The following is a 16,637-nucleotide window of genomic DNA, read 5'->3' as shown; positions in this document are numbered from 1 at the left end:
GGGGAGCGGCGAGAGGGAGACGACCTTCACTCCGCCGACGATACTGCACACAGCAACACGGGCGTCAATGCGTGCGCGGTCGACCTTCTGCAACGGTCGCGACCGTCGGAGCCATGACCGTGCGGTGCGCGCGCGCCCCCTCTTGTGATCGGGAAGACTGCCGGCTAGCATCGGCTGTCCGCTCTGGCAGGGCAGGGTAGACCGGGTGAGGAATGCCCGTGGCCGATTCGCACCGGATCATGCGAAATATGGGAACCAGACTCTCTGACCTGACGAACTCCGGGGACTACCGAGCCGAGGCGCAGATCGCTTCGGGCGACATGCTCGATGTGCGTCGCTTCCAGGTCACCGAGCGGATGTCCTCGCTCTTCGAGGTCAAGATCGTCGCCGTATCGGACAACCCGGATATCGACTTCGAGGCTGTCATCGGCCAGCCCATGACCTTCACCGCGCACGCGAACCGGACCCGCAGCTGGTCCGGGCTGTGCAGCCACCTCCAGCAGGTGGCCGTCGAGGAGCGTCACCTCTCCACCTACGAGCTGACCCTGGTCCCGCGGCTCTGGCTCGCCACCCAGCGCCGCAACTACCGCATGTTCCAGCACAAGTCGGAGGTCGACATCGTGCTGCAGCTCCTCGGCGAGTGGGGCATCTCCCCGGCGCAGCGGCTTGCCAGCGAGTACAAGAAGCGCAAGTACCGCGTCCAGTACGGCGAGAGCGACTACACCTTCATCAGCCGCATGCTGGAGGACGCCGGGGTGAGCTTTTACTTCGACAGCGGCGGCGAGAGACGGCTCGTCCTCGACGACCGCCCCCAGGCGAACGTCGCCCGCGTGCCCATCGCCTACCGCGATCACCCGACCGACGCCGACCGCGAGCACGTCACAAAGGTCGTCGTCGGCCGCCGCCTGCGCCCCGGCAAGTACACGGTGCGGGACCACGACTACCGGAGGCCCGCGAACTACAAGCTCCTGGCCACCGCGTCCGGCGCCGGCCCCGTGGAAGATCAGCTGGAGCGCTTCCATTACGTGCCTGGCGCGTTCCTGTTCGAAAGTCAAAAGGGCGAGAGCTCGCCGACGGCCGACGAGCAGGGCAAGTATCGCGCGGACGACTCCGAGGGCGAGGCGCTCGCTCAGCGTCGGCTGGAGGCGAAGCGCGCCTCGGCACGGGAGATCGTGTTCAAGACCAACGTCATCGATCCCGCGCCTGGCGCCGTCCTCTCGTTCCTCGAGCACCCGAAGAGCGAGCTCGGCCCCGACAAGAAGCTGCTCGTCCTCGAGTCCCAGCTCTCCGGCGAGGTCCCTGGCGTGTGGGAGCACTCCTGCGTTGCCGTGAGCGCCGACGCGCCCTACCGACCGCCGCTGCGCACGCGCAAGCCCCGCGCGCAGGGCGTGGAGAGCGCCACGGTGGTTGGTCCGCCCGGCGAGGAGATCCACGTCGACGAGTTCGGCCGCGTGCGCGTCCACTTCCACTGGGATCGCGAGAGCCAGATGAACAACGACTCGTCGTGCTGGATTCACGTCAGCCAGCCCTGGGGCGGCGCCGGCTTCGGCGGCACCAACCTGCCGCGGATCGGACAGGAGGTCATCGTGGACTTCCTCGGGGGCGACCCGGACCGGCCCATCATCGTCGGCCGCGTGTACACCAACCTCCAGAAGACCCCCTACTCGCTGCCCGCGAACAAGACGCAGAGCGGCTTGAAGAGCAACTCGAGCCCGTCCACGGGCGGCTACAACGAGATCATGTTCGAGGACAAGGCCGGCAGCGAGCTCGTCAGGATGCAAGCCGAGAAGGACCTCCATAAGCTCGTCAAGAACGATCAGGAGACGACGATCGGCCGCGACCGGACGACGGGGATCGGCCATAACGAGGACGTCACGGTCGGCAACAACGCCACGAAGAGCGTGCTGAATATCCTGCGCGAAACGGTGGGGATGATCCGCGCCCGCGCCGTGGGGGTCGACGAGACTGTGCAGATTGGCCGGAATCAGACCATCGACGTCGGGGAGAAGATTGAAATCACGTGCGGCAAATCGCAGCTCGTGATGGACAAGGACGGCAACATCACGCTCAAGGGCGTCAGGATCCTGGTCGATGGGAGCGAGCATGTTCAGGTCTTCGGCCATCCGATCGATCTCAATTAGCCCTCAAGGCGGTCGCAGAAAGCGGTTCGAGCCCGAAGCTTCAGGCCGATCGACATCTTGCGGCGTCCCGTCCGGTGTCGTGCTCCTTGGTGTCCATGCAGGGACCCGAGACCGAGTTCGTCATCGATTCTACGTGAGCAGTGCCATGCTGGCCGTGAATCGAACCCCCTTTGCTGCGACGCACCTCATCGACGGCACCCGCGTCGCCGTCCACCGCCGCTAGCCATGTTGGCCTCCAACGCGACCCCCTTCGCCGCGCTAGGGTTCGAGCAGAAGCACCGGGATGGCATGGACATGGCGGTGCTCGCCGTGCGCGCCGAGTTCCTCCTCTCGGCAGAGGGGCGCCTCTCGCCGGCGCCGGACCAAGCGCTCGTCCTCTCCGACGAGTACGAGGGCGCCCCGCAGGCGACGCCGCTCCTCCGCGTCGGCGATCTCATCCCCTGGAAGCCCGCCGCCGACGTCACCCTCCTCGGCGAGGCACACGCACCCTTCGGCGAGCCGGCCCGCGCGTGGACGGTGGGCGTTCGCGTCGGCGAGCACGCGCGCGCCCTTCGCGTCCACGCGCCGCGCACGTGGGAGCCGGACAGCGGCCGCTTCCGACTGGTGGAGGGCGAGCCCGTCGCGCGGGCACCGATCGACTACCGGAGCGCCGCCGGCGGCCCTGTGATCGGCGATCCCGAGGGCAACGTCGACGCGCGCAACCCCATCGGCGCGGGCGTCATCGATCGCCACCACACGCCCACCGATCGGGCGCTCCGCGCGCCCACCGTCGACAGCGAGCGCGACCCCATCCGCGACGCGCTCGCGCGGCCCGCGCCCGAGGGGCTCGGCCCGGTGCCGCCCTTCTGGGAGTCGCGGAGCCGCTTCGCCGGTACGTACGACGACGCATGGGTCGCGACGCGGCACCCGCAGCTCCCGGAGGATTTCGACTACCGCTTCTACCAGACCGCGCCCCCAGGTCTCATCCTGCCCGGCTTCCTGCACGGCGATGAGGGCGTGGCGCTGACGGGGCTCGTGCCGGGCGGCGGGGACATCGCGTTCGCCCTGCCCGGGCTCTCGCCGTGGGCTTGGTTCTGCTGGCGGGGGTGGCTTCGCGTGTCGGTGCGCCTCAACCTCGACGGGCTGCACGTCGACCTGCGGGGCGAAGCTCCGTGGCGCGTTGCGCTCACGTGGCGCGCCTGGGTCGCGCTCTCGGCGGGCTTCACCCACGTCGAGCTCAGGTGCGGGCGGATCGCAGACACCACCTCGATCCCGGGTTGCGACGAGCGCGGCCTCGCCGCGCATGGAGGCGACACATGAGCCTACCTCGCGAGGGCAGCCGCGACATCAGTGAAGGCATCATCGTCTCGACGTGCCCGGACGTCTGCAAGACGCCGGTCGGCGCTGCCGTCGTCCCCATCCCCTACTCAATCTGGGCGAAGCAGAACGACACCGCCTCCGGCGTCGCCGAGTCGGTCTACCAGACTGGCAAGCGCTCGCACAAGCTCGGCTCCGAGATCACGACCTGCCACGGCGATGAGCCTGGCACTGCCAAGGGTGTCAAATCAGGCACGGTGGGCGGCGTCTGCACGCCCAGGACCTACGCGCCCAACGTCCGGATCGAGGGCAAGAACGCCATCCGCCACGGCGACGAGTGGTGGATGAACAACCGCAACACGGTCGGCAAGCTCATCTGGGTGCGCGACGCGCGCACGATGAGCGACGCCGACCCCGAGCCGCTCGGGGTCGCGTCCGACAAGCCGACGCAGCTCGCCTACAATGACACCAAGGGCGAGTTCACGGGCACGCAGGCGCCGGACAAGGGCACGACGCGCGCCGTGACGCGGGGCGGGCTCCACCCCGGGTCCACGCAGCGAGCGCCCGGGGGTAAAGGCGGGCTGTGGGGCCTAGTCGCGAAGCTGCTCGCGGATATGCTAATTACTCCACAGGAGAGCATCGACCACGAGGAGGCGCTGGCGCACATCCCGACGCTCAACAAGGAGTACGGCTTCTCGCTAGACCCGAAAAACCAGGAAGATCTCAACGATGTCTTGCAGTTCGAGCGTGAGCTGTGGGCCACCGATAAACCGCTGTTCGGGAAGAGGCTGTTCACCCCGGAGGAGGCGCTCGAGCGGCTCCGTAAGCGCGTGGAGCAGCGCATCGCGGACGGCGACCTGCGTGCGCCGCAGCGCGGCGACTTGCCTGCCGAGCAGCGCATCTCGGACCCGGCCGATCCCTGCAAAATCGGCAACTACGGCGACATGAAAAGCGGCGGCAAGGACCCTTGTCCACCCGGTCACGACGCGCACCACGTACCCTCCGATTACGTATTTCGCTACGGGACTCGCAACGACTCGAGCTCGCGCATGCCGGAGCTGCCGGGGATCGACGACGGATTGGCGATCTGCCTGCCCAAGCACGAGCACAATGCGGTCCATCGGATCGCCGATCCGGCGGTCGAAAAGCTCGGTAAAGAGGGGTATGCGCCGCTTGGCGACGTGCTCGACGCCTCGCTCGATGCGGTAGATGAGGTCAAAAAGCACAGTCGGGCGTGGGAGGAGTGCAGGGAGAAGCTCCGGAGTGAGGCCGAGAAGAGATATCAGAAATGGCGCAGGGTGCCGGTGCGCACCACCAAGCCGCCGCCGGGCGACCCGCGCGACGCGTACGAGAGCCAGGCGAAAGACGACTGATGACCTCCCGTGTCGAGTTTACGTGTGCGCTCGCCGCCTCCGAGAGGCGTATCCATGTCTCCGGCCGCCTTGAAGCGATGCCGCCCGACGCCGAGTTCAGTCGCCTATTCCGCTACGAGCCCGATCGACCGCAGCCGTGGACCAAGCACGACGTACACTGGGCCACGGTCGGATACGCGAAGTACCACGCTTCCCCCGGAGCGGATCCGGTGGTCTGCGCACTCTCGGAGGAGGGCGACGTCGAACTCGATGGCGCGGGCAGCCGCGTGGTGGAGCGCATCCCGGAGGCGGGGCTCCGCGGGCCGACATCGCGGAAGCTTGGCTACGTGTCATCCATCCGACAGATTGGCAATCATCTCTACGTGTGCGGCGACGGCGGCCAGGCCTACAAGCGCCTCGGGCCGGCGACGTGGGTGCGCATGGATGAAGGCCTTTTGCAGAAGGCCGACGAGCCGCATCTCCTGCTCCTCAACGCCATCGACGGCGCCGCCGAGGACGATCTCTACGTCGCCGGAGACCTCCCCGGCCCCTCCGGTCGCGAGGCGCGCCTCCATCACTGGAACGGGTCGCGGTGGCAGCGCATCAAACTGCCCAGCGTCGGCCCCCTGCGCGCCATTCATATCGAGAATCAGCAGCGCGTCTGGCTCGCAGGAGCGCGCGGCGCGCTTCTCGTCGGCAATCACCGCACCGGCTTTTCCTCCCTGTGGGCGTACAGCAGCCCGCAGGTGTTTCACGACCTTACCTGGTACGAGGGGACCCTGTATCTGGGGTCCAACTTCGGTCTGTTTAAATACGACGAAGCGCGCCGTCGAGTCGTCCGCGCGCGGACCGATCTCGCCGTCGATCTCTCGTACGTACACACGGTCGATCACGCTGGCGGCGTCCTCTGGTGCGTTGGACCTAAGGACATTGCCCGGTTCGACGGGGAGACATGGACCCGGATCCACCACCCCGATAATCCGAGGAGCGGAGAGGAATCGTGACCGGAGGGGGCCGGAGAGCGACGAGGGTGTGGTGAGCGTGCGCGGCGGGGCATGGGGGTCGCGAGCGAGGTGGAGAAGGTGGCCCGAGCGATCCGGAGGCGTCCTGGAGCTATAGTGCGCGGGATGCCCAACGTCGGCGACCGCGTGGCCCAGCACCGGCACATGGATGGGCCCGAGGGAATGCGCCAGAGCATGATGCGGCCACGGCAAGCTGACAGGAGGCACATGGATGAGAAAGAAACGGCCACGAGAGCGGAGGTCATGCGTATGCGAGAGGCCGTAAGGCTGGCCGCACCCCCTCGTGACCCGTTGCGGACGTGGCGGCTCACAGTGAACGGCGGAGCGTACGGCGAGTACGACGAGGCTGGGGCACGGCAAGCCCTTGCGGAGGCCTTAGGCAGGGAAGTGGAGATTCCCTCGGAGTATTACGGCGATCCTTTTGGGCGGATAACCAAGGCCAGCGTCGGACTACAACGGTGGAATGGGAACAGTTGGGGTCCGGTTCCAGATACATCTCGCGATATCGTGGTCGACGTGTCCCTGAGCGGGAAGACGCTGTAGGTGCACCGGCGAACGCGAACAGACTGAACGAACGATGGCGCGGGTTCACGGTACTGGCTGAGGACGTCGAGGCGGAGCTGGAGCGAGGGAGCCTGCGAGTTAGCGGGATATGCCAAGGGTCTCCATGTTCCGAAGTCGGTCGCGCAGGCTCCACCCCCCCGAGTTCTGACTCTTCAACGTATTTCCCGGGGATCGCGGTCGCCTCCGCCGGACGTGGCGCTTCACCCGCGCCACGATCTGCTTCACCTCCTTCGGCGTAAAGCCCCACTTTGCGCGAGGTCCTTGGGAAAGTTTCCGACCAGCAGGCAGCTCCCTCCCAAGGCGCCTGCGGATCGTCTGCATCGAGCACGCGCCCCGATGCGCCAGCTCCCCGAGCTCGACGAGCTCTGGCTTCGGGCCGAGGCGGGGGTTCTCCCGGAGCGCGTCTTCCGGAGGACGTACAGCGCTGGCCCTTCGCGTTCTCGGCCGCGATCCACGCGGCCACCGAGCCGGTCTTCCGTGCCAGCTGAACGCGCTGCCGGAACCGGACCCGTGGGTCCAAGTGATCAGGCTCGGGGGCTCTCGCGCTGCCACGGTCTGTGCCGAGCGGCTTCACGACCGCCGTGGTGCCACGCGGGCGCCGCCATCGGTGCTGCGCGCGAGGCCCGCGTGACGGAGTCCTGCCGCTCCATTGCCTCCTCGAACGCGGTGGTATACGCGCGCCGCATCCTGGAGGAACTACATGGGAATTTTCTTCGTTGCGCTCCTCGTGCTTGCCACTGGCTGTGCGGGACAGGGCAAGACGGCGCAACAGCGGCTCGCCGAGATAAAGACCTACCGCCGTAACCAGGAGATCGAACAGCAGAAGAAGGCCTCGCCTCCGGCGCCGGCCGCCGCCGCTCCAGGCTCGGCCGCTCCGCCCGCCAGTCCGGGTGCGCCGCCGGCAACGGACGCCTCGACCCCCGGCGCTCCGCCCGCTCCGTCGGGCGCCCCTGCCGCCCAGCGGGGCGCGCCTGCTGCCTCGACGGCCGCGACGGCGGGCTCTCCGACCGCGCCCGCCGCGCCGGCGCCCGGGGTGGCCGCCCAGGAGCGGCGGGGGCCTCGCGCGGGCCTCACCGGCTTCGGCGTCACGCTCGGCGGCGCGCTCACCGCGGCGGACCGGAACGTCCCGGCGACCTCGACCCTCTCCCTCCGCGGCTTCGTCAGCGACACGGTGTCTCTGGCCGGCGTGGTTGGGGCGGGCATCGGCGTGTCGGGCGACGACACGGAGCTGCGCCTGGCGCTCGGCGGCGAGGTGGTCGCCTTCTTCGGCGACCTGGGGGAGAACATGCACGCCTTCTTCGTCGGCGAGGCCATGTACAATCGCCTCTCCACCTCCACGTCGCGCGACGAAGGTGATCCGTTCACCGGCGAGCCCGGATCGAGCGCGGCCTCCGCGGTGTCGCTCGGTGCCGGAGGCGGGCTTGAATACTGGATCGCGCCGCGGCTCTCCGTGAACGCGCGCATGATGGTGGGCGGCGTGATCAGCGCGGAAGGGGGTCCGGGCGCCTTCTTCGGCACATTCAGGCCCGGTCTCGGCGTGACGCTCTTCGCCAACTGAGCGGGGCTCGCCCCGCGGGTCGTGCGGCCTCGCTGCTGGTACAAGAGGCGGCGTGAGACGCTTCGCCGCCCTCGCCGCCCTCTCGTTCTCGCTGTGCGCCTGCGCGGGCAGCACGACCGCCGGCGCCCCTCGCTGCCTCACCGGGCCCGCGCCCCGGGTGGGCCTTCCTGCGTCGGACGAGATGCTCGCGCTGATGCGGCGCGAGCGGGAGCGCGCCGACCGGGCGTCCTCTCCGCTCGTCCGCGCCCGCATCCTCGAGGCCCTCCCGGGGCTCTTCCCGGACGTGAGCGACCTCGCCAACGCGCCCCGCTGCGGCGAGGAGCTCGCCGACGAGAACGCCGCGGCCCTCCGCGCCGACCCGCTCGTGTTCTCGCGCCTCCTCGTCGCGCGGCTCCGCACCGTGCACGACCCGCGCATCCTCGTGCCGCTCGTCGCGCGCGGCGACGAGCGCGTCACCGCCTACCAGCTCGGCCCGGACGAGCCGGGGCCTCCGCCCCCGCCATCGCTCGTCAGGCACCTCGCCCTGGCGAGCCTCCCGCCGTCCTATCTCGTGAACGGCCCGCCGGAGGGCCGGCGGCTCGTGCTGGATCGGCTCCGCTCGAGCGGCGACGCCCGCGAGCTCCTCCTCCTGCACGGCGCCGCGACGGCGCTGTTCCAGGAGGCGCTCCGGGGCCACCCCGGGCGCGCGCAGGGCGACGCGGGCCCGTCGCTGCTGCGCGCCTGGGTGCCCGACCTCGCGCGGCGGCTCGACGGCCCGGCGGACCGCATCGGGCTGGAGCTCGCGATCCGCCGGCTCGCCGACCTGGGGACGTACGCCGTGCGCTTCGGCGCGGGGCATGAGGCCCGGGCGCTCGTGGAGCGGGTCCTCGCGGCGAGGGGCGAGGTCCCGCTCGCGCAGGGGATCGCCGGCGGCGCGCGGGACCTGGCCGAGGTGGCGCGCGGGGCGCTCCACGATCTCGACGTCCCGCAGCGATCGGTCGCGGGCGAAGGCCTCCCGCCGCCGCGGCGGGACCGCTTTCGCGTGTGGCGGGACTGGCTCGACGCCGAGCCCGCGGGCGGCCGGGTCTCCGCTGCCGACGTGCTCGCGCGCGTGCGCGACCTCGACGCGGAGCTCGCGGCCCTGCGCTTCGATGCCCCGCGCTGCCGCGTGCTCGAGGAGCTCGGGCAGTGGCTCCCGCCCGACGAGGCGTCCCGGCGCTTCGACGCGCTCGTCGCCCCGGCGTTCGACGGCGATCGCGTCCGCCTGAGCGCCGAGGCGCTCTGCCGGATGCGCGTGGCGCTCCGGCTCGACGGCGTGGACGAGGCGCGGCGGGTGAAGCTCCTCTTGCGGCTGCTGTCCGCGACGCCCGCGCAGCTCAGCGCGCCCGACCGGCGCGGCGGCGAGCAGCACGCCGCGCTCGCGACGCCGCTCGACGCGGAGCTCGCGACGCCGCTCGACGCGGAGTCCGTCGGCGCCGTGGCCGCGCGCGCGCTCGCGGAGCACCTCGGCTGGATCGACCGCCACGCGGATCTGCGCGCCTGGATCGAGGCGCAGGCGCTCGCGCCCATCCCGCTCGGCGAGGGCGCCGCCCGGCGGTGGAGCCTCCTCCAGCCCGCCTTCGAGCGCGTGCTCGAGCTCCACGCCTCCGGCGGTCCGGCCGCGCGGCCGGAGACGGCGGCCGCGATCGTGCGCGCGTGGATGGAGGCCATCCGCGCGGCGGAGGCGCAGCAGGGCGCGACCCGCGCCTTCGTTGGCGAGGTGGTGAGGGCGCGCCTCCGGGCGCTCGGCGAGCACGGGCAGCGCGCCGGCCTCGCCGGGGAGGTCGGCGCGTTCCTCGGCGAGCGCAAGGACCGGCGCGCGGCGGTGATCGCGTCGTACCTGCTGACGCTCCAGCGCCCGGCGCCCGAGGCCGCGCCAGGGCTCCCGGGAGAGCCCTCGCCGCAAGGGCGCGGAGACGCAGGGGCGCAGGAATGAAAACTGCCCTGCATTGTAGCGTCCCCGTGTCACGGCGTCCCCGTGTCCCCATGTCCCCGCGCCCCGTCCAGGCGTCCTTGCGTTGACCCGCGCTCCGCGCTCCGCGCCGCCGGGCCGAAACGGACACGAGACGACCAGGCCACGATCCGCCTGCGCCGCGAAAAATAACCCGGCGCGTACCGCGTCGTTTCCTGCGTGATCTCCACGAGATCGGCATGCTCGGGCGCCGGTCTGCGCTACGCTCTCGGCGGCCCGGAGCCACCATGCAATCATTCGATGGGCAGCCCATCTCTTCAGGGTCCGTCTCCGAGGGCGTAGCGCCCCGTCTCGAGCGGGTGGTCGAGCGGCTCCAGCGCCTGCAGGCCATCACCGCGGCGCTCGCGGGGGCCCGCTCCCTGGCCGAGATCGCGGGCACCATCATCGACCAGGGGATGCCCGCGCTCGACGCCGAGGTGGGCGTCGTCGCGCTCCTGTCGAGCGACGGCGCCACGCTCCGCAACCTCGGCTTCAAGGGGGTCCCCGTCGACACCGAGGCGGACTGGGTCGAGTATCCCGTCGACTCCCCCGTGCCCGTCGCCGAGGCAGCGCGCCTCGGCGCGCCCGTCATCGTGCCGACGCGCGAGGAGCGCAACGCGCGCTATCCGGTCCTCGCCAGCGTCCACGGCGTCGAGCACGGGGGCGCCGTCGTCGCGTTCCCGCTCGTCGTCGAGGCCCGCACGGTCGGCTCGCTCGGCTTCTGCTTTCCTGCCTCGCGCGCGTTCGACGCGGACGACAGCGCGTTCGTCCTCTCCATGGCCCAGCAGTGCGCGCTCGCGATCGAGCGCGTGCGCTGGCACGAGGTCGCCGAGCAGGAGATCGCCCACCGCCGGGCGTCCGAGGCGGCGCTGCGCGCCCGCGAGCGGGAGCTCACCGCGCTCGTCGCCGAGCTCCGGCAGGCCCAGGAGGCCCTGCGGGAGGCCGACCGGCGCAAGGACGAGTTCCTCGCGATGCTCGCCCACGAGCTGCGCAACCCGCTCGCGCCGCTGCTCAACGCCGTGGAGCTGCTCAAGGTCGCGGGCCCGGCGACCCCGGTCGTCGATCGCGCGCGCACCATCATGGATCGCCAGATCGGCCACATGACCCGGCTCGTCGACGACCTGCTCGACATCTCGCGCATCTCCCGGGGCAAGATCGCGCTCTCCGCCGAGCGCCTCGACGTCGTCGAGCTCGCCCGCGCCGCGGCGCTCGATTACCGGCCGTTGCTCGACGCGCGCGGCGTGCGCTTCGAGCTCGCGCTGCCGACCGAGCCGGTATGGCTCCTGGCGGACGCGACGCGGCTCGCCCAGGCGATCGGCAACCTGCTCCAGAACGCGAACAAGTTCACCGACAACGGCGACTCGGTCCGGCTCTCTGTGGTGCCCGACCCCGGCCGCGGCGTCGTCACCGTCGAGGTCGCGGACACCGGCATCGGCATGGATCCGGCCATCCTGGAGCGGATCTTCGAGCCGTTCACGCAGGCGGACCGCAGCCTCGCCCGCAGCCGCGGCGGCCTGGGGCTCGGGCTCGCGCTGGTGAAGGGGGTCGTCGAGCTCCACGGCGGCGCCGTGCGCGCGGCGAGCGCCGGCGTCGGCCGCGGCGCGCAGATCGCGATCGCGCTGCCGCTCGACGCCGCCGCGCCGAGGCCCCGGGGCGCCGCGGCCGCGCGCCGCCCCGCCGCGGCGGCGAGCGCCGGCGTCGCGCGGCGCATCCTGATCATCGAGGACAACCACGACGCGGCCGACAGCCTGCGCATGCTCCTCGAGCGCCGCGGCCACGCCGTGTCCGTGGCGCACAGCGGCGCGGACGGCGTGGCGGCCGCGCGCACGGCGCCGCCCGACGTGATCCTCTGCGACATCGGCCTCCCGGGGGACATGAACGGCTATGGCGTGGCCCGGGCGCTGCGCGGCGAGAGCGCCCTGAAGGCGACGCGGATGGTCGCGCTCACCGGCTATGGCCAGGACGACGACCGCCGGCTCGCCCACGCCGCGGGGTTCGACGCTCACCTCACGAAGCCCGTGACGCAGGCGATGCTGGAGCGTCTCCTCGCCGATCTCGCCTCGCCTTCCGGGCTTTCGCGCGGCGCGCGCGGGTGAGGCGCTCCGCGGCGCGCGGTCAGGCCCGGATCAGCGTCACCTGCCGCCCCCCCGGGGTCGTCGCCGGCGCGGCCGAGAGGCGCTCTGCGAGGGGCGGCGCGTCCGGCCGCCGATCGAAGATCACGAGCCATCCGGGATCTGCGGCACGACATCACGCGTCGGGCCGGCGAGCGCACGCAAGGCCCACGTCAGCGGAGCGTCCCGGGCGCGCCGCCTTCTCCTTGTGAGCGCGCGACGGTAGGATGCGGCGCACATGAGCGCGCGCCTGCTGCTCGTCTCGCTCCAGCTCCTCGTGGCGTGCGCCCCCGAGCTGCGGCTCGGCGATCTCCCCGGCGCCGGCGGGGCCGGCGGCGCAGCGGGCGGCGGCGCTGGCGGTGCCGCTCCGGAGACCGCCGGCGCCTCGACCGGCGGCGGGGGCGGCGGGACCGCCGGCTCCGGCGCGGGAGCCGGCGGCGGCGGGGAGGGCGGCGCGGGAACCGGCGGCGCAGGCGGCGCCGGCGGCGCAGGCGACATCGACTGCACGCGCGACGCCTCCTGCCTCACCGACGACGGCCTCGTTGCGCGGTATTTCCTCGACGAAGCGGCGCTCAGGATCGCCCCAACGCAGGCGGAAGACGCCGCCGACGCGCCGGTGGCGCTCGCGCTGACCACCGGGCCGGAGCTGGGCTTCGTGGGGGACGGCGCGGGGCACAGCGGGCTCGCCTGGACGGCGGCCGGCGGCGACAGCCGGGCCTCCGCCCCGATCGACGGCACGAAGATCCAGAGCCTCCTGCACGGCTCGAGGACCGGCACGATAGAGGCCGTCCTCCGCATCGCCGAGGTGAGCTCCCAGGGCTCGCGCATCGTCCACATCGGGAGCGGGACGGAGCCCGGCCGCTTCACGCTCCGCTCGGACAGGCCGGGCCAGATCGATTTCTGGTGGAACGGCACCAACTGCGGCGGCTCGTGGGACGTCAGGATCCCGGAGCGCGCGGTGGTGCACGGCGTGCTCGACACGACCGTCCAGGAGCCCGCCGAGGCGCGGGTGCGGCTCTACGTCAACGGCGTGCCGGCCCCGCGGCTCAAGCCGGCCGGCGGCTACTGCGCGGACGACGCGCGCCTGCCCGGCGTGGACGCGACGCTCGATCTCCTCGAAGGGCGGCACTTCGTCCTCGGCAACCGCGAGATCGGCGGGCGGACCTTCTCGGGCGCGCTGTACTACGCGGCGCTCTACGCGAGGGCGCTCACGCCCGCGGAGATCGAGCGGCACGTCGCCGGGCTGCTCGCCAGCGACGACCGCCCGGGGCAGTGACGGCGATCCGGCGGCCCGCCTCGCGGCGGGCAGCGGCCCGCGCCAGCTCACTCGGCCGAGAGAGCGAGCCGCGCCGGCTCGGCCGGCCGCGCGCGGTTCCACGCGGAGGCGACGGCGGCGAGCGACGCCATGACGGCGTCCGGGTGCGTCCCCGCCCCGAAGCTGCGCTTTCGCCCGATCGAGAGCGCCACGTACGCCGCGGCCCCGGCGCCCCGCTCGATCGCGTGCGCCGCGTGCTCTTCCACCGCGATCGCGATCCCGGCGTGGCGCGAGAGCGCGCTCGCGAAGGCCTCGACGGCGCTCTGGCCGGCGGCGCTCAGCGCGTGGGATACCCCGCGTATCTGCACGTGGAACTCGTGTCGTTCCCCCGCGCCCTGGCCGCTCCTCCTGTGCTCGACGACGCGCAGCGGCCCCCCGCGGTTCACGTACTCGCGCTCGAAGATCGCGAGGATCTCGGCCTTCTGCACCTCGCCCTCGGTCCGCTCGGCCCGGCGCTGCACGGCCTGGCTCACCTCGACCGCGAGCCCCTTCGGCACCGCGTAGCCGTACTCGTGCTCGAGCACGTAGGCCACGCCGCTCTTGCCCGACTGGCTGTTCACGCGGATCACCGCCTCGTAGCTGCGCCCGACGTCCTGCGGATCGATGGGCAGGTACGGCACCTCCCACAGCGCGCTCCCGCCCTCGCGCATCGCCTTGAAGCCCTTCTTGATCGCGTCCTGGTGCGATCCCGAGAAGGCGGTGTACACGAGGTCGCCGACATAGGGGTGGCGCGGGTGGACCGGCAGCCGATTGCAGTGCTCCGCCGTCTCCTTGATCGCCTGGACGTCGCGGATCTCGAGCTCCGGATCCACGCCCTGGGAGAACAGGTTGAGCGCGAGCGTGACGACATCGACGTTCCCGGTGCGCTCGCCGTTCCCGAACAGCGTGCCTTCCACCCGGTCCGCGCCCGCCATCAGCGCGAGCTCCGCCGCCGCGACCGCGGTGCCGCGGTCGTTGTGCGGGTGGACGCTCAGCACGATGCTGTCGCGCTGCTTCAGGTTCCGGTGCATCCACTCGATCTGATCCGCGTACACGTTGGGCGTGGACATCTCGACGGTCGCCGGCAGATTCAGGATGATCTTCCGTGACGGGCTCGGCTGCCACACGTCCATCACGGCCTCGCAGATCTCCCTCGCGAAATCGAGCTCGGTCCCCGTGAAGCTCTCCGGGGAGTACTCGAGGACGACCTCGGTCTCCGGCATGCGCGCGGCGAGCTCCTTCACGAGCCGCGCGCCGCGCACGGCGATGTCGACGATGCCGGCGCGGTCCAGGCCGAACACGACGCGTCGCTGGAGCGTCGAGGTGGAGTTGTAGAGGTGGACGACCGCGCGGCGCGCCCCGCGGATCGCCTCGAACGTGCGCTCGATCAGCTCGGCGCGCGCCTGCGTGAGCACCTGGATCGTCACGTCGTCGGGGATGAGCCCCTCGTCGATGATCCTGCGCACGAAGTCGAAGTCGGGCTGCGACGCGCTGGGGAAGCCCACCTCGATCTCCTTGAACCCCATGCGCAGGAGCTCGTGCCACATGCGGAGCTTGCGCTCCGGGCCCATGGGCTCGACGAGGGCCTGGTTGCCGTCGCGCAGGTCCACGCTGCACCAGCGCGGCGCCCGCTCGATCACGCGGCCGGGCCATTGCCGGTCGGGCAGGTGGATGGGCTGAAAGGGCTTGTACTTGTGGACAGGCATCGTGGACATGAGAGGACTCCCAGAAAGCTGAGGATGGGAGCCGTCGCGACGACGATGCGAGAGCCCCCACCGGGCCAAGGAACGGGCGGGGGCCGAGCTGCGAAGACGGACGTCGTCAGCAGCGCGCGGAGGGCCCCCGAGGCCGTAGGCCTAGGCAGGGGCGGAGGGCGCGCGCGAGGATCGACATCGGGCGAGCAATCTAGCGAACATCCTCTGGCTTGTCCAGCGGCGCGGCGCGGGCGATGGTGGCCGGGCCTGTGGCTCCGGTCGCGAGCGCTGCGGCTCCGCCGCGGGCGCGGTCCTCGCGGTGCCGCCGCGCGCCGCCATCTCGTGGTGGGCCGCGCGCCGCCATCTCGTGGTGGCCGGCGCGGCGGTGGCGCTCGCGAGGACCGTGTCCGCGGCGCGCTCGCCCCGGGCGGCTCCCTGAGCCGGCCCGCGGTCGGACACATCGTCTTCGCGCCTCGGGCCGATTCGCAGGTCGGAGCACGATGCCTGACATCGGGCCTCACGACAGCGGGGATGTCGGGGAAAAGCTCGACAACTCGCGCGCATCGCGCAGCGAATTGACGGCGGTGGGGATACGATAGCTGGCAGGGTCCTTCCCGACGCGAGGTGACAGAGCATGCCAGGACGCGAGCGCGAGCAAGCTGACGTGGTGAATCGAAGGTCGCTTCGACGAGGGGGGCGCGCTGCTGCGGTAGCGATGCTCGTCTCTGTCTTCCACTTCGGTCCCGGCGAGGCGCGCGCGGACGACGCCCCGCCGCCGGCTGCGCCGCCCGTGCCGGCGCAGCCCCTGCCCGCGCCGCAGGCGGCGCCGCCTCCGGGCTACTATGCCGGCCCCGGCGCTCCCGCTGCGGGCCCGAAGGTGCTCCCCTGGAGGGAGGGTGAGCCGGTGCCGCCCGGCTATCATCCGGAGGCGCGCGTCCGCAAGGGGCTGGTGATCAGCGGCGCGATCGTCTTCGGGACGGTCTACCTCTTCACCGCGATCGGCGGCGCGGACGCCGTGTACCGCGGCTCGTCGGGCTATGCGGCGCTGTTCGTGCCGTGCGCGGGCCCGTTCCTCACCCTGGCCACGACCCGGCAGGACGACCTCGAGACGATGGCGCTCGTCCTCGACGGGCTCGTCCAGATCACGGGGGCCGCCCTGCTCCTGCCCGGCCTCCTCGTCCCGAAGACGGTGCTGGTCCGCAACGATGTCGGCAAGCCGTTCGTGCTCCCGACGCCCATGTCGTTCGGCCCGAGCAGCGCCGGCCTCGGCCTCGTCGGCCGCTTCTGACGATCGATCGACCTGTCCGGCAAGCCGGGAGGTATCCCCGACGGGTCGCCGACCCGTCCGGCAAGCCGGGAGGTATCCCCGACGGGTCGCCGACCCGTCCGGCAAGCCGGGAGGTATCCCCGACGGGTCGCCGACCTGTCCGGCAAGCCGGGAGGTATCCCCGACGGGTCCGCGACCCGTCCGGCAAGCCGGGAGGCATCCCGGACGGGTCGCCGACCTGTCCGGCAAGCCGGGAGGTATCCCCGACGGGTCGCCGACCTGTCCCGGCATGCCGCCGGGCGTTCCAGATCGGGTCGTCGTGGTGCTCACGCAGGCCGATCGGCTTCTCTTCGCGGGTCGCTCACCTGC

General features: G+C 71.8%; 11 protein-coding genes. 10 read left to right on the top strand and 1 reads right to left on the bottom strand.

The features are described 5' to 3' along the window. Positions 1-248 precede the first annotated feature (248 nt). The 9 genes from WMF24_RS25815 (at position 249) to WMF24_RS25775 (ending at position 13,289) form a co-directional block, all read left to right on the top strand. Complete coding sequence (locus tag WMF24_RS25815; RefSeq protein ID WP_437730044.1) at positions 249-2,141, top strand: type VI secretion system Vgr family protein; 1,893 nt, start codon at positions 249-251, stop codon at positions 2,139-2,141. A 225-nt stretch (positions 2,142-2,366) separates the two neighbouring features. Continuing rightward, complete coding sequence (locus WMF24_RS25810) at positions 2,367-3,440, top strand: DUF2169 family type VI secretion system accessory protein (RefSeq protein WP_437730043.1); 1,074 nt, start codon at positions 2,367-2,369, stop codon at positions 3,438-3,440. Further along, complete coding sequence (locus tag WMF24_RS25805; protein WP_437730042.1) at positions 3,437-4,810, top strand: DUF4150 domain-containing protein; 1,374 nt, start codon at positions 3,437-3,439, stop codon at positions 4,808-4,810. Before WMF24_RS25810 ends, WMF24_RS25805 begins: the two co-directional genes overlap by 4 nt. Then, positions 4,810-5,793, top strand: a complete 984-nt coding sequence (locus WMF24_RS25800; protein WP_437730041.1) for a hypothetical protein — start codon at positions 4,810-4,812, stop codon at positions 5,791-5,793. Before WMF24_RS25805 ends, WMF24_RS25800 begins: the two co-directional genes overlap by 1 nt. A 225-nt stretch (positions 5,794-6,018) precedes the next feature. After that, a complete protein-coding gene (locus WMF24_RS25795; RefSeq protein ID WP_437730040.1) occupies positions 6,019-6,354 on the top strand; it encodes a hypothetical protein in 336 nt (111 codons plus the stop codon). A 721-nt stretch (positions 6,355-7,075) separates the two neighbouring features. Continuing rightward, complete coding sequence (locus WMF24_RS25790; RefSeq protein WP_437730039.1) at positions 7,076-7,933, top strand: hypothetical protein; 858 nt, start codon at positions 7,076-7,078, stop codon at positions 7,931-7,933. A gap of 52 nt (positions 7,934-7,985) precedes the next feature. After that, a complete protein-coding gene (locus WMF24_RS25785; protein WP_437730038.1) occupies positions 7,986-9,887 on the top strand; it encodes a hypothetical protein in 1,902 nt (633 codons plus the stop codon). Positions 9,888-10,150: 263 nt separating this feature from the next. Beyond that, entirely contained in the window at positions 10,151-11,998 is a 1,848-nt protein-coding gene (locus tag WMF24_RS25780) for an ATP-binding protein (protein ID WP_437730037.1), read from the top strand. Between the two features lie 253 nt (positions 11,999-12,251). After that, complete coding sequence (locus WMF24_RS25775; protein WP_437730036.1) at positions 12,252-13,289, top strand: LamG-like jellyroll fold domain-containing protein; 1,038 nt, start codon at positions 12,252-12,254, stop codon at positions 13,287-13,289. A 47-nt stretch (positions 13,290-13,336) separates the two neighbouring features. Here the strand turns inward: WMF24_RS25775 and leuA are convergent, their stop codons facing one another. Further along, a complete protein-coding gene (leuA, locus tag WMF24_RS25770) occupies positions 13,337-15,022 on the bottom strand; it encodes a 2-isopropylmalate synthase (RefSeq protein ID WP_437730035.1) in 1,686 nt (561 codons plus the stop codon). 694 nt (positions 15,023-15,716) lie between these two features. Between leuA and WMF24_RS25765 the strand changes: the two genes are divergently transcribed. Further along, the gene (locus tag WMF24_RS25765; RefSeq protein ID WP_437730034.1) at positions 15,717-16,289 is read left to right on the top strand and encodes a hypothetical protein; all 573 of its coding nucleotides are present in this window, start codon (positions 15,717-15,719) and stop codon (positions 16,287-16,289) included. The last annotated feature ends 348 nt before the right edge of the window (positions 16,290-16,637 follow it).

Source organism: Sorangium sp. So ce1335 (assembly GCF_051521615.1).
Taxonomy (GTDB): domain Bacteria; phylum Myxococcota_A; class Polyangia; order Polyangiales; family Polyangiaceae; genus Sorangium.
Note: the sequence above shows the minus strand (reverse complement) of the source record. Positions and strands in the feature narration are given on the sequence as shown.

Bases quoted from the DNA above. Each gene is read 5' to 3' on its own strand.
- WMF24_RS25815 (WP_437730044.1), top strand. From the start codon at position 249: ATGGGAACCAGACTCTCTGACCTGACGAACTCCGGGGACTACCGAGCC.
- WMF24_RS25810 (WP_437730043.1), top strand. From the start codon at position 2,367: ATGTTGGCCTCCAACGCGACCCCCTTCGCCGCGCTAGGGTTCGAGCAG.
- WMF24_RS25805 (WP_437730042.1), top strand. From the start codon at position 3,437: ATGAGCCTACCTCGCGAGGGCAGCCGCGACATCAGTGAAGGCATCATC.
- WMF24_RS25800 (WP_437730041.1), top strand. From the start codon at position 4,810: ATGACCTCCCGTGTCGAGTTTACGTGTGCGCTCGCCGCCTCCGAGAGG.
- WMF24_RS25795 (WP_437730040.1), top strand. From the start codon at position 6,019: ATGGATGAGAAAGAAACGGCCACGAGAGCGGAGGTCATGCGTATGCGA.
- WMF24_RS25790 (WP_437730039.1), top strand. From the start codon at position 7,076: ATGGGAATTTTCTTCGTTGCGCTCCTCGTGCTTGCCACTGGCTGTGCG.
- WMF24_RS25780 (WP_437730037.1), top strand. From the start codon at position 10,151: ATGCAATCATTCGATGGGCAGCCCATCTCTTCAGGGTCCGTCTCCGAG.
- WMF24_RS25775 (WP_437730036.1), top strand. From the start codon at position 12,252: ATGAGCGCGCGCCTGCTGCTCGTCTCGCTCCAGCTCCTCGTGGCGTGC.
- leuA (WP_437730035.1), bottom strand. From the start codon at position 15,022: ATGTCCACGATGCCTGTCCACAAGTACAAGCCCTTTCAGCCCATCCAC.
- WMF24_RS25765 (WP_437730034.1), top strand. From the start codon at position 15,717: ATGCTCGTCTCTGTCTTCCACTTCGGTCCCGGCGAGGCGCGCGCGGAC.